This is a genomic window from Bradyrhizobium diazoefficiens (assembly GCF_016616235.1).
GTDB lineage: Bacteria > Pseudomonadota > Alphaproteobacteria > Rhizobiales > Xanthobacteraceae > Bradyrhizobium > Bradyrhizobium diazoefficiens_H.
Genome location: NZ_CP067100.1, coordinates 2,727,423 through 2,740,690, shown reverse-complemented (window position 1 = coordinate 2,740,690; position 13,268 = coordinate 2,727,423). Strand labels below are relative to the sequence as shown.

Below are 13,268 nucleotides of genomic sequence, written 5' to 3'. Positions count from 1 at the left end.
TGCTAAAGCTGATTCGATGCTTTCGACAAGCGACGACCGGCGTCTTTGCGGGAGGAGGAGCGCGATTCACCCTGAAAAATAAGGCCGGATCGTCGCACTGCGGCGGCCGCGCAGTCTTGCGTCACCTCGGGAAGGGACGAGCTACGCTCCCGCCGCGTTGTTCGCGATGACATTGCGATAGAAGCTCGCGCTGAGCTTCGGCGTACGCACCTGGGTATCGAAATTGACGTGATAGAGCCCAAACCGCTTGTTCAGCCCGAACACCCATTCGAAATTGTCCATCAGGCTCCAGAGGAAATAGCCGCGCACCGGCACGCCCTCCGCCGTGGCGCGCTGGAGCTGCGCGAGGTAGTTGCGCAGATACATGATGCGGTCGGTGTCGTAGATCTTGCCATCGGGCGCGACCACGTCATCGCCAGAGGTGCCGTTCTCGCTGATATAGATCGCATCCGTCTTCCAGATCTTTGCCGCGAGCTTCGGCACCCAGTAGATCGTCTCGGGGCCGACGCGCAGCCAGTCCGAATTCATGTGCGGGAACGATTTCGGGATCGGCAGCGGCATGAAGCCCGCACCCTGGTCGGAGGCGACCACATAATTCTGCGGCGCATAGATGTTGAGGCCGAGGAAATCGACCGGCGAGGAGATGATCTTCAGCTCCGCGTCGGTATATTTCGGCGCATTGGCGCCGGCGAATTTCAGGAAAGCGTCGGTGTACTGGCCCGTCATGATGACGTTGAGGTAGCCCGCATTCATCTCGCGCAGCGCGATCTCGGCGGCGCGGACGTTCTCCGGCGTGTCGATCGCGGGCGCGCAGGCGTCGATGTTCTCGGCCGGCCCCACCCTGGTGCCGCGGCGGCCGCGCGCACGCACCGCCTGCACCGCGATCCCGTGCGCGAGCGCGCTGTGGTGCCTGATCTGGTTGACCTCCGCCTGCGGCAGCGTCACCCCCGGCGCGTCGATGCCGATGCCATAGCCGAAAAACACGAAGCGGCCGCTCTCGTTCAGCGTGAACACGTTCTTGACGCGATCGGTCAGCCGCTCGGCGACATAGCCCGCATAATCGCCAAAAATCTTGCAGGTCTCGGTCGAGCGCCAGCCGCCGAAACGGTTCTGGAGCGACTGCGGCAGGTCCCAGTGATAGAGCGTCGCCCACGGCTCGATGCCGTTCTTCAGCAGCTCGTCGATGAGGCGGTTGTAGAAGTCGAGCCCCTTCGGGTTCGGCTTGCCGTCACCGTCCGGGAACACCCGCGGCCAGGCGATCGAGAAGCGATAGGCCTTGCAGCCGAGCTCCCGGATCCGCGCGATGTCCTCCTTGTAGCGGTGATAGTGCTCATTGGCGCGGTCGCCGGTAGTGCCGTCCTCGATCTTGCCGGGAATGCGGACGAACGTGTCCCAGATCGAGGCTCCTCGCCCGTCCTCGTTGACCGCGCCCTCGACCTGATAGGACGAGGTCGCCGTGCCCCAGACAAAGCCGGCCGGAAAGCCGTCCATGCCCCCCGGCGCCGGAGCCGGCTTGGCCTCGGCGAGCTCGACGGGACCCGCGATTCCGGCTGCGGACAATCCCGCCAGCTTGGCAAACTGGCGACGAGAGACCTTGTCCGACATGTGATGCTGCCCCTGCGATGATTGATGCGGGCGCACAATGACGGGTCACGGTCGATTTGAGAAGCGAGGCCGCACGGGCTGAATACGCAGAAATGCGGATCACCGTCTCGCTGCTGCGCGGCACCCCACCCTCTCCTGCGAGGGATGCGGGCAAGGATCAGCGCGAGCGCTTCGGCAGTTTTGGAAGCTTGTCGGGATTGAAAGCGGAGACTTGCATATCTCGTTCACGTACCGGCGGCGGCTGTTCCGTCAGAATGAGCGTTCCCTCGAGAACGACTCCCGGTGCCTGTCCCGCCGTCGCGGTATAAGTCGCGATCTTGCCGGGGCACGTCCCCACGATGTTCAGCGTGAGTTCATCATAGACGCCGAAGACCGTGTCGCGTCCTTCGCTATGACGCTTCGTCGACACGGTCGCGGTGAAGCGATCGCCGTCGACCTGACACGAACCATGATACGTCATCAGGCTGTCGCGGCCCCAGATCTGGCCGTCTGCGATATGGACGATGCCGGTGCCCTGATCGAGCGGCGTCTTGTACCACGCCGCGTACGTACCGTCGCTTAGCATGGGAGCAGTCTCCGCCGGTGTTCCCACGCAAATCATCCGCATGACGCACGCTAAGAAGCCGTTAATTGTGCGGACCGTAGCAATCCGGTCTGTGTCTGCGCAGCTCGGCTTCAAGCTCCTCGATGATGTCATGAAGCAGACATGCAGCGAGCGGGTCGGTGACTTCCCGCTCCAAACGCCTGTAACGTGCGATCCGGAATTCCTGCTCTTTCAGCTGGTGTTCTGTCATCGGACGGACCCTCCGATATATCGACGCGGAGGACCGCCGCGCAGTTTCGTTAAAATTTTCGGATCATTTGCTATGGTATCCAATCCGTTAACGCCGACCAGCAGGCGCACGCGATGTTGTCGGAAACACGCATCGAGCCGCCCGCGCTCGATGAGTTCTTTTCAGAAGCGCCGTTGAGCGCGCCCCAATTTGCCGATCTGGGCTGGACGAAACCGTTTGGGGATCGCTGTGCACTTTCCAGATCATGCTAGGCGGACAGCCGAAGCCAGATATCCTTGCTCGCCAGCGTACCGTTCGGCGTCGCGATCTCCATGTCGGTGACATGAAAGGAGCCGGGCTGGTCTCCATAGATGTACTTGAGGTGCCACATCAGACCGAGGTCCGGAGAGATGACGAAATCGTCCAGTCCGTCAGTGATCGCCCTGACAGCCTCGCGGTGCGGCAAGGGCGCGGAAAACATCGCATCGATCAGGTCGGCGAGGCTCATGCCTTCGACGAGCATGATCCGCGCGACCTCGTCACCGTGAACGTGCCGAAGCGCGGCAACGATGGCCGCGACGGCGCCCGGATTTTTCAATGACACGGAAAAGCGAACCTCCGGGCCCATCATGCCGGAGGGGGGATATTCTGTGCAAGCCGTCCGCGCGCGGCGGTGGGGAGCAAGGAGCTCCGCTTCCACCCTGCCTCAGTGCCGGTGCCTCCAATTGCCACGGCCGCGATACCAGCCGTAATGGTGCCCGCGATTGCCGTGCCAACCATGGCCATGACCATGCCCATGCCCGCCCCGGACCTGGATGATCGCGTCATCAGTCGTCGCGGTGGGGGCAAGGCCGATCCGCGCTGAAGCCGGATTGGCAAGGACGAAGAGCGACAGGAAAACAGCCGGAATGATCAGGGCGAAACGCATCATCATCCTCTCTCACTTTTGCTCGCGACTGCGGCCGTAAAACTCCAGCGAGCGGCAGACCGCCAACGCGGCGAATCGCCTTCGCGTTCCAACATCGGGAAAAATAAGCAACGCGCGGATTGGGGCGCGTGCTCCGTCATCAGCGACGACTCGGCGCTCCGCATCGGGCATTTGCGAAAGCGCGCACCCGCCCGGAGCAGGATCAGGCAAGGCACGAGCGTTTCAGACTAGACGTTTGGCCGTTGCAGCGCCTAGAACGCGCCCGACCCGTACAAACACGGATACCCGATCTGAGCTCGGAGCGATCGGGAGGAGCCACGCAGTGACCGGGAGCACCACACTCATGCGCAATCCCTCGCACAAGGGCTTGCCGCCCATTCCAGACTCACGGTCGGACGACGGCGCGACAGCCGAGCGGCGCGCCGCCGACGCGGAGATGGCGCGCGTGCTCAGGACCGAACCGACGCGCATGGCATTGGATTCCTCCGGCGCCGGGATTGCCCACTGGAAACACGATCCGTTGCACGACGTCGTCGAGCCCATGAGCCACCACGTAATCATGGCGTACAACGGCGTGATGCAGCGCATGGAGCGGCGCACGGGAAAATCGGTTGCGATCGGTACGTTTCGTCGCGGGGTCCTGATCATTATTCCGGAAGGATCGAGCTCCCGATGGGATATTCCGAAACCTGTCGATGTGGTTCAACTGTATCTTCCCGATGCAACACTGAAGCGCGTTGCTCACGAGGCGGGGACCGCCGGGCCGGCCGATCTGCTGGAGCGAACGGCGCATCCCGACCCCATTACGTCCCGACTGCTCTTGAGCGCAGCCGATGCGCTGGGCGGCAATGAGGCCCTGGATACGCTGTTCCGGCATCAACTGACAGATCTGCTGGCCACGCGCCTGCTGGCTGCGCACGCGGGTACACAAACCACGTTCCAGCCGACCTTGGGCGGGCTGTCGCCGAAGGTCCTGCTCCGTGCGATCGAACGGCTGCGCTCGGACAGCGATGCGGACGTCTCCCTCGATGCGCTGGCGTCCGACGCCGGCCTGTCGCGCTTCCACTTCTGCCGTGCCTTCAAGGAGAGCACCGGGCTGTCCCCGCATGCCTGGCTGCGCCAGCACCGCCTCGAGCAGGCCACGAACATGCTGCGCGACAACGACGAATCGATCGTCTCGATCGCCGCGGCGCTCGGCTATGCCTCGCAGACCGCTTTCGCCGCGGCCTTCAAGAAGCTGACGGGCGAAACCCCGAGCGATTGGCGCAGGCGCGTGCGTTAGCAGCAATCTCTCGATAGGGACGGCAATCGCTCTGGGGCAATCGAATATCCGGTTCGCTAAACATCGCAATGTCACACCATGCGGACGGAGACATACGATGGACTGGAAACATTTTGCAATTGCACCACGACGGAAAGCCGTCGCAACGGCGCTCATGTACGGGCTCTCGCTGACCGTGCGCTTCACCTCGCCGACAGCCGATCAAGCGCAGGCCCAAACCGCGCAAAGCGCCAATCCCGCGCCTTCAATCCTGCTCGATCATGGCTGGCCCGCGAAACCCGCGGTGCCGGTCGCCCTGCGCGGCTGGCCATTCGGCCCGAGAAGCTGCCACGCAGCGTGTGAAGGTCCCGCGCTGCTGTCCTCGCTGCCGAACTGCGCCGCCCCTTAAGGGTCGGCGGCCCCCGTTTCACCTCTTCGCGTCATCACTGGTCGCAACAGGCTCTGCCCGCATCGGGCGGCGGCGATGGCGCGCATGCATTCCGAACCAACCAACCCAGGAGTCAATCACATGCGACTGCTCATCATCGGCGCCGGCTTCGCCGGCATGTACGCCGCCCTCTCCGCCGCCCGCCTGCGCGACATTCAGGGCGTTTCGCCCGACGATCTCGAGATCGCGCTGATCGCGCCGCAGCCGACGCTGGTGATCCGCCCGCGGCTCTACGAGCCGAAGCCGGAAACCCTGACGGCGCCGCTGCTCGACGTCCTCGAGGCGATCGACGTCGCCTACATCCAGGGCAGCGCCGAGACGATCGACACCAAGGCGCAGACGGTGCAGATCACGATACCCAAGGGCGCTCGAAAGACACTGTCCTACGACCGTCTCGTGGTCGCCACCGGCAGCCGGCTGTTTCGCCCCAACATTCCCGGCCTTGCCGAGCACGGCTTCAGCGTCGATTCGCTCGATGACGCCATCGCGCTCGACAAGCATCTACACAGCCTTTCCAACCGGCCGGCCGTGAACGGGCGCGACACGGTCGTCGTCGCCGGCGGCGGCTTCACCGGCATCGAAGCGGCAACCGAGCTACCCGCGCGCCTGCGCAAGATCTTCGGCCAGGACGCCAAAGCGCGCGTGATCATCGTCGAGCGCAACGACGCGATCGCTCCCGATATGGGCGAAGGCCCCCGCCCCCTCATCGAGGACGCGCTGCGCAAGCTCGGCGTCGAGACCCGGCTCGGCGCCGGCGTCGCCTCGCTCGACAAGTCCGGCGTGACGCTGTCGACCGGCGAACACATCGAAACCGAGACAGTGGTGTGGGCGGCCGGCATTCGCGCCGCGCCGCTGACGGTGCAGATTCCCGCCGAGCGCGACAATTTCGGTCGGCTTCTGGTGGACCGCCACCTGCGGGTGCCGGGTGTCGCCGGCGTCTTTGCCACCGGCGATGCCGCGCGGGCCGCATGCGATGACGAGGGCAATTACGCGCTGATGTCGTGCCAGCACGCCACGCGCATGGGCGCCTTTGCCGGCAACAATGCCGCCGCCGAACTGCTCGGCGTTCCGACCAGGCCGTATCACCAGAAGGCTTACGTCACCTGCCTCGATCTCGGCGAAGCCGGCGCGCTGTTCACGCGCGGCTGGGAGCGCAACGTCGAGATGGTCGGCGATGTCGCCAAGAAGACCAAGCAGGAGATCAACACCGTCTGGATCTACCCGCCTCGCGCCGAGCGCGCCGCGGCGCTCGCGTCAGCCGATCCGGAACGTGTGACGAGCCTTTGGACGCACGACGCGACGACGGCCGCGCTCTCCTGGCCGTGCGGCCTTCTCAACCACGACCAGCCAGAACCAGAACTGAAACAGGAGACAGACATGAACCTGCACAACACCTCATATCCCGCGACTGCGAAACCCGAAGAGCTCGTCCCGTCCCGCTACGCGGTGAAGGTCGGCGAGATCGACGTGCTCGTGATCAGCGACGGCGTGCTGCCGCTGCCATCCGCGATGCTGGCCCACAACGCCGACCCGTCCGTCCGGGCAGCCTGGCTGGACGACATGTTCCTGCCGCCGGATGCGTTCGACTGGGCGCTGAACGTGGTCGTGGTGCGCAGCGGCGCGCAGACCATCCTGATCGACGCGGGTCTCGGGCTGGACCCGGACCTGCACCTGCCGCGGGCCGGGCAGCTGGTCAAGCGGCTGGAGGCCGCCGGCATCGACCTGGCATCCGTCACCGACGTGGTGCTGACCCACATGCACATGGACCATGTCGGCGGCTTGCTGGTCGAGGGCGTGAAAGAGCGGCTGCGTCCGGACCTGCGAATCCACGTGGCGGCCGCCGAGGTCAAGTTCTGGGAGGCGCCCGATTTCTCCCGCGTCTCCATGCCGCCAGGATTTCCGGACGCGCTTCGGGCCACCGCCAAGCGGTTCGCGAACGAGTACCATAACCAGCTGCGGACGTTCGACGATGAGCACGAGGTTGCGCCGGGCGTCGTCGTCCGCCGCACCGGTGGCCACACTCCCGGACACAGCGTGGTCCGCGTGGCCTCCGGCGGCGACCGGCTGACATTCGCCGGCGACCTCGTGTTCACCGTCGGGTTCGAGCACCCGGATTGGCACAACGGCTTCGAGCACGATCCCGAAGAGGCGGCCCGCGTCCGGATCGACCTTTTGCGGGAGCTGGCGGCGAACCGCGAGCTGCTGGTGGCCACGCACATGCCGTTCCCGTCGGTCGGCCATGTCGCGGTCGCCGGCGACGCCTTTCGCTGGGTGCCGGCGTTCTGGGACTACTGAGCGCTTCTCGGCCCGAAACGAACCAGGGCGCGCGTTTGCGCGCCCTGGTTCGGCACGTGGTTAGAACGTCACCCGCATGCCCGCATAGAACGCGCGCGGCCTTGCCGGACTCAGCGAGCGCGGATCGGTGAAGTCGGCGCCGCCATTGGTGAAGTTGGGCACGGCTTGGCGATCGAAGAACTGGCCGTAGGTCGCGTAGCGCTTGTCGAAGATATTGTCGATCTTGCCGTAGAGCTGGATGTTCTTCGTCACCTGGTAGGAGGTGTGGAGGTTGAACACAGTGTAGGACGGCAGCTTGGCATACTGGTTGGACTCGTCGCCGACCAGATATTGGCTGGAGACGAACAGCGCGTTGCCGCCCACCCTCCAGACATCGGTCACCGCATAGTCGACACCGACCTTGACGCGGTGGCGCGGGATCGCGGGGAGCTGATTGCCGGGCGAGACCTGGATGTTGCCGCTGGCGTCGGCGAACGGGCTGTGGGAGCCGATCGTCAACGCATCGAGGAAGCGTGCGTCGATAAAGGCGTAGCTCGCCTGGAATTGCAGCGTCGGCGACTTGATATTGACCTCGGCCTCGAGGCCCTGCCGCCGGGTGCGGCCGACATTGGAGAAATAGCCGAACCCGGTGCGGCCGGGAACGGGAATGGCGACGATATCGTCATCATTGGTGGCGCGAAAGCTGCCGATCTTCCAGCCAAGCGAGCCGATGTTCAGCTCCTTGGTGCCGCGGAAGCCCGCCTCGACTGTCTTGGCGACGACCTGCTTCAGAGCCGGGTCGGAGACGAGGAACGCCGCGAGCAGGCACGGCCTCACGGGATCGGCGCAGCCGAGCTCGAGCGGCGTCGGCACGCGGTTGGCCTCGGAATAGCCGGCATAGGCGGTCAGCTCCGGATTGATCTTATAGGTGCCGCCGATCACCGGATTGAAGCGCATGAACGTGTGATCGCCATTGAGGTTGGTGCCGAGCTGGTCCTCCAGCGAGATGCGCGCGACGTTGAAGCGGCCGCCGCCGGTGACGGCGAAGGCATCGGTGACGTTGAACGTGTCCATCGCGTAGAGGCCGTTATATTGGTTGACGGTCCGCAGTGAGACCGGACCTGCGACGATGTCAGGCACGCCGGTCGGGCCCAGGAACAGGCCGCTGCCGCCGAGGACGTAGTTCTCTCCGATCGTACCGATCTCGGCGGTGGCGTTGTAGCGCGTGACGCTGGCGTCATAGCTTGCGCCCATCACGAGGCGGTTGTCGTGCCCGAGCAGCTGGTCGGTGTTGGTGGCCTGGCCCGACACGCCGAAGGTGGTCGAGCGGATCGAGCTGCGGTCGATCTCGCCGAGGATGGTCCCGGGAGCAAAGGGGTTGGCAAGCTGCACGCCATTCGTGCCGTTCGCCGGCGTCGTACCGTCGCCGAAGCACAACAGCCCGGCAACAGCGCATTCCTGCACGTCGGTCGGATTGCCGTCGACGAGCTTCTGCTCGTACCTTCGCACATGCGCGGTGCCTTCGAGCGTCCAAGCCGGCGTCGCATCGACCTTGCCGGTCAGGTTGAGATAGCCGACGCGGTTGCTCGTGGTCTGCGGTGTCGTGTAGGTCGCGCCCCAATATTTGTCGAGCAGCTCGGCGGGAGTGGTGGCGCTGGCGCCGAAATCGTTCTTGGCGACGCCCATATTGGCGTGGAATTCGCTGTCGCCGGCCTTGTAGCCGACGTCGCCATAGAAGCGGCGCACATCCGATTGCGAGAAGTTGCGGAAGCCGTTGTCGTGCAGGCCTTCGAGCGCAGCATAGACGCCGTAGGTCTTGTCGACGGTCTTGCCCCATTGCGCCGAGCCCTGGATGCGGCCGAACGAGCCGCCCATCACATCGAGCTCGGCGCCCTGATAGGTGAAGCCGTCCTTCATTTGCAAGTTGACGGCGCCGCCGAGCGCATTAAGGCCGAAGGCGGGATTGTTGGTCACCAGCGCCGCCGACCGGATCGCGGCGGTCGGAATCAGGTCCCAATTGACCGCGTCAGAGAAGGCTTCGTTGATGCGGACGCCGTTCTGGTAGACCGCGAGGCCCTGCGGGGTGCCGGTTATGGGCGAAGCAACGAAGCCGCGGAATTCGACGTTGGGCTGGAACGGATTGCCGGTGACCTCGCTGATGTTGACGCCGGCGATGTTGTCGCGCAGCGCGTCGGTGACGTTGAGCGAACCGGTGCGCTTGATCTGGCTGGCATCGATGGCGTTGACGGCCGACGGGACCTTGTCCACGTCGAGACCGCGGCCGGTGCCCGGCGCGGTCGGGTAGACGTAGATGCGCGCCTTGGGGCGGGACGACGGCGTCCCCGCCACGCGCGTGACCGGCCGCGTCGGCGCGGGACGCCGCGCGGCCGGCGGCGGCGCCGACACCTCGACCGGCGGCAGGTTCTGAACGTTGGTCTCCTCGTCCTGCGCCGCCATCGCAGCGCTCGCGCAGACCAGCCCCGCCGACACTGAGGTCACCAACCAACGACGCTTGAACCCAAGACGCTTGAACTCAAGACGCTTGAACCCAAGACGCTCGAACCAAAGATGATTGCCCATCCCGCCTTCCATTCCCGACCATCGGCTGTTTTGATCTCGCCGGTTGGTTGGGACGAGTGTAATCGGCGGCTGCTCACGCAGCAGCCACAAAAGTTCGGGCAATATCCGCACCGGTTTTCCCGACCAGATCGGGAATTTTTCCCGAGTTGATCAGGATGCCGCCGTCGGAACCAGCGCCTCGACGGTCAGACCGCCGTCGCCGGAGACGACGTTGAGCGTGCCGCCCAGCGCCAGAATCCGCTCGCGCATGCCGACGAGACCGAAGCCGAGCTTCTGGCCCGGCTCCATGCCGCGGCCATTGTCGCTGACGCGAACCCGCGCGCAGCAGCGGCCGCCGGTCTGCTCGACCGGCTCGATGACGACATTGACCGCGGTCGCGCCGGCATGGCGAAACACGTTGGTGAGCGCCTCCTGCACGATGCGGTAGATGGTGAGATCGGCGGTCTCGCCGGTCGGGCCTAGCGCCGGCGAGATCGTGGTCTCGATTCTGACGTCGGGATGCGATTCCCGCCACAGCCGCGACAGCGATTCCAGCGCCTGGCGCAGGCCGAGCTCGGCAAGGCCGACGGGCCGCAGCCGCTCCAGGACGCGGCGGTTGAACTGCTGGAGCGCGTTGATCTGCTCCATCATGGCGCTGCCGTGTTTTCGCACGGCCTCCGCACTCGGCTCGCGCCCGTCCGCCTGTTTCGCCAGTGCGCTGGCATGCGCGCGCAGCGAGAACAGATACGGCCCGAACTCGTCGTGCAGCTCGCGCGCGATCTCCTTGCGCTCGATGTCCTGGAGCGACACCGCGCGTTCAGCCAGGCGCCGCTTGTCCTCGACCGCTTCGCCAAGCGTTGCGGCCAGGTGGTTGAGCTTGGTGCAGATCGCTGCCAGCTCGGGCGCACCGCCGGGCGCGACGCGCGCCTCGTAGCGTCCGCCTTCGAGCTCGGCCATCACGTCCGCAAGGGATTGCAGCGGGGTGAGCGCGCGGCCGACCACATTCATCATCAAGAAAAACAGCGCGAGCGCGAGCGCCGAGCCGACCTCGAGCTGGGTCACGATGCCGTCCCAGATCTCGGCGATCTCGTCGTCGGGATGCGAGGTGATCAGGAGCGAACCCGGCTTGCCATGGATCGAGACCGGCACGCTGACCGCGGTCTGCTCGGGATGAACCAGGCTGACGAACCAGGCGGGCGGCCCGCGCGTATCCTCGGTCTCCACCCGCGGCGGCGTCAGCGGGTTCCCGCCGGAGTCCTTGAGGGCGATGCTGACGTGCCGCAGCCGGCTGAGATCGCGGGCGATCTGGTCCAGCCTCGCATCCGGATCGGGCGCCTCGCTGAGATCCGCGACGATCATCTCGATGAACTCGCGCGCAAGGCGGATTACGCTCTGATCCTCGGCCTGCACGCGGGGGCCTGCCTCCGCGACCTGCCGGCCGATATTGACCGCGAGCCCCAGCGCCAGCAAAAGTGCCAGCAACAGGTTGATGCGCGCGCGCAAGGATAGATTTTGCCACATTGGTGCCGCCCGTGCCTCGCGAAGATTGGCCGCGCCTGTCCGATGACGTTGACAGAGACGAAGCGCCCGATATCTAATCGAAAGCGTACAGCAATCCCGGCCGGGTTGCATGATCTGACATGAGACACGCCTCTCTTGCTCGGCATCGCGCGGCGCAAACAGGCAAGGTCTTTCACGGGCACGCGCTGTCACGAGGAAAACGCCCATGCGGATTCTGATCGTCGATGATCATCCCATCGTCGCCTCCGGCTGCCGTGCCGTGCTGGCCGACGAAGGCGAGATCGAAATCCTGGAGGCTGCCGACGCCGAGGACGGCGAATCCGTCTTCATCGTCGAGCGCCCCGACCTCTCGATCATCGACATCAACCTGCCGACCGTCTCCGGCTTCGAGCTGGCACGTCGCATCCTCGAACGTGCGCCCGAGGCGCGCATTGTCATGTTCAGCATGAATGACGATCCGGCCTTCGCCGCGCGCGCGATCGAATGCGGCGCCAAGGGCTACGTTTCCAAGACCGGCGACCCCAACGACCTCATCGAGGCGATCCGCGCCGTCGGAAGCGGCGGCACTTATTTGCCGACAGCGATCGCGCGTAGCATCGCTTTCGCAGGACCGACGCTGGCGCAGAGCCCGCTGTCGAAGCTGAACGCGCGCGAGATGGAGATTTTGCGGCTGCTCAGCGCAGGAAAGAGCCTGTCCGAGATCGCCTGGCTGGTGCAGTCGTCCTACAAGACGGTCGCCAACACCTCGTCCATCATGCGCCAGAAGCTCGGGGTGAAGACCTCTGTCGAGCTTGTCAGGCTGGCGATCGACAGCGGCGTCGCCTGACGGCACGCGCCGCCGCAAATCCGGTCACACAAGCGTTGCAATGTTGATGTGGTTTGATGCCACGGAGTTTTCAGGCATGACGATCCAGACTGTCTCGACCAACAAATCCTACGGCGGCGTGCAGGGCGTGTATCGCCATGCGAGCCAGGCGACCGGAACCGACATGGTGTTCTCGGTCTATGTTCCCCCGCATGTCGACGGCGCCAAGCTTCCCGTGGTCTGGTATCTCTCCGGCCTCACCTGCACACATGCCAACGTCACGGAGAAGGGCGAATTCCGCAAGGCCTGCGCCGAGCTCGGCCTGATCTTCGTTGCCCCCGACACCTCACCGCGCGGGCCCGACGTGCCGGGCGATGCCAACAACGCCTATGATTTCGGCTTGGGAGCCGGTTTCTATGTCGATGCGACGCAAGAGCCGTTTTCGCGCAACTATCGCATGTGGAGCTACGTCACCGACGAGCTGCCAAAACTGGTCGCCGAGAATTTTCCCGTCGATCCCAAGCGGCAATCGGTGATGGGCCACTCCATGGGCGGCCACGGCGCGCTGACGGTGGCGCTGCGCAACCCGCACCGTTTTCGTGCCGCGAGCGCATTCGCGCCGATCGTGGCGCCCTCGCAGGTGCCCTGGGGCATCAAGGCACTGACTGGCTATCTCGGGCCAAACAAGGACAATTGGCGCAGTCACGACACGGTGGCGCTGATCGCGGACGGCGCAAAATTTTCCGGCTTCCTGGTTGATGTCGGCGAGGCCGATAATTTCCTGAACGAGCAGCTCAAGCCGGAGTTGCTGGAGGCGGCCTGCGCCAAGGCCAGCATCCCGCTGACGCTGCGGCGGCAGGCGGGCTATGACCACAGCTATTATTTCATCTCGACCTTCATGGGCGACCATCTGCACTGGCATGCGGAGAGACTGAAGGGGTGAGGAGCGGTCTCTCCTCTCCCTCTCCCCGATCTTACGGGGAAAGGACTGGGGTGAGGGGCTGCTTCGGCAAAGGCAGTAAGAGTTGGACTCGCGGAGACTCCCCCTCACCCGAAATTTGCTCGTGCAAATTCCGGCCTCTCCCCGCACGCGG

General features: G+C 64.9%; 12 protein-coding genes and 1 pseudogene. 6 read left to right on the top strand and 7 right to left on the bottom strand.

Translation table 11 applies throughout. The annotated features are described in order from the left end of the window. Positions 1–141: 141 nt before the first annotated feature. From JJB99_RS12935 to JJB99_RS12915, 5 genes are all read right to left on the bottom strand, one after another. The gene (locus JJB99_RS12935) at positions 142–1,605 is read right to left on the bottom strand and encodes a GH1 family beta-glucosidase (protein ID WP_200499112.1); all 1,464 of its coding nucleotides are present in this window, start codon (positions 1,603–1,605) and stop codon (positions 142–144) included. Between the two features lie 157 nt (positions 1,606–1,762). Beyond that, positions 1,763–2,170, bottom strand: coding sequence for a hypothetical protein (locus tag JJB99_RS12930; RefSeq protein ID WP_200499111.1), 408 nt, complete (start codon positions 2,168–2,170; stop codon positions 1,763–1,765). Between the two features lie 61 nt (positions 2,171–2,231). Then, positions 2,232–2,399, bottom strand: coding sequence for a hypothetical protein (locus JJB99_RS12925; protein ID WP_200499110.1), 168 nt, complete (start codon positions 2,397–2,399; stop codon positions 2,232–2,234). Between the two features lie 247 nt (positions 2,400–2,646). Beyond that, positions 2,647–2,982: a hypothetical protein gene (locus JJB99_RS12920; protein ID WP_433995763.1), complete on the bottom strand. Its 336-nt coding sequence runs from the start codon at positions 2,980–2,982 to the stop codon at positions 2,647–2,649. A gap of 102 nt (positions 2,983–3,084) precedes the next feature. Next, complete coding sequence (locus tag JJB99_RS12915; protein WP_200499108.1) at positions 3,085–3,309, bottom strand: hypothetical protein; 225 nt, start codon at positions 3,307–3,309, stop codon at positions 3,085–3,087. 340 nt (positions 3,310–3,649) lie between these two features. Between JJB99_RS12915 and JJB99_RS12910 the strand changes: the two genes are divergently transcribed. The 4 genes and pseudogenes from JJB99_RS12910 to JJB99_RS12895 all read left to right on the top strand — a co-directional run bounded on the left by JJB99_RS12910 (position 3,650) and on the right by JJB99_RS12895 (position 7,310). Then, entirely contained in the window at positions 3,650–4,588 is a 939-nt protein-coding gene (locus JJB99_RS12910; RefSeq protein WP_200499107.1) for a helix-turn-helix domain-containing protein, read from the top strand. A 97-nt stretch (positions 4,589–4,685) separates the two neighbouring features. Continuing rightward, positions 4,686–4,976 (top strand): hypothetical protein, encoded by a 291-nt coding sequence (locus tag JJB99_RS12905; RefSeq protein ID WP_200499106.1) that lies wholly within the window; start codon positions 4,686–4,688, stop codon positions 4,974–4,976. A gap of 120 nt (positions 4,977–5,096) precedes the next feature. Continuing rightward, positions 5,097–6,299: pseudogene (locus JJB99_RS12900) on the top strand (NAD(P)/FAD-dependent oxidoreductase); the annotation flags it as partial. A gap of 75 nt (positions 6,300–6,374) precedes the next feature. Beyond that, on the top strand, positions 6,375–7,310 hold the full coding sequence (locus JJB99_RS12895) for an MBL fold metallo-hydrolase (protein ID WP_246775306.1): 936 nt from the start codon (positions 6,375–6,377) through the stop codon (positions 7,308–7,310). Positions 7,311–7,370: 60 nt separating this feature from the next. On the opposite strand, the gene JJB99_RS12890 is transcribed toward JJB99_RS12895, so the two are convergent. Continuing rightward, positions 7,371–9,869: a TonB-dependent receptor gene (locus JJB99_RS12890; RefSeq protein ID WP_200499105.1), complete on the bottom strand. Its 2,499-nt coding sequence runs from the start codon at positions 9,867–9,869 to the stop codon at positions 7,371–7,373. A 150-nt stretch (positions 9,870–10,019) separates the two neighbouring features. After that, positions 10,020–11,369 carry a histidine kinase gene (locus tag JJB99_RS12885; RefSeq protein WP_200499104.1) on the bottom strand — a complete coding sequence of 450 codons (1,350 nt, stop codon included), beginning with the start codon at positions 11,367–11,369 and terminating at the stop codon, positions 10,020–10,022. A 205-nt stretch (positions 11,370–11,574) separates the two neighbouring features. Here JJB99_RS12885 and JJB99_RS12880 point away from each other — a divergent pair, with 205 nt between their 5' ends. Next, a complete protein-coding gene (locus tag JJB99_RS12880; protein ID WP_200499103.1) occupies positions 11,575–12,195 on the top strand; it encodes a response regulator in 621 nt (206 codons plus the stop codon). 76 nt (positions 12,196–12,271) lie between these two features. Further along, a complete protein-coding gene (gene fghA / locus JJB99_RS12875) occupies positions 12,272–13,117 on the top strand; it encodes an S-formylglutathione hydrolase (protein ID WP_200499102.1) in 846 nt (281 codons plus the stop codon). Positions 13,118–13,268: the final 151 nt, after the last annotated feature.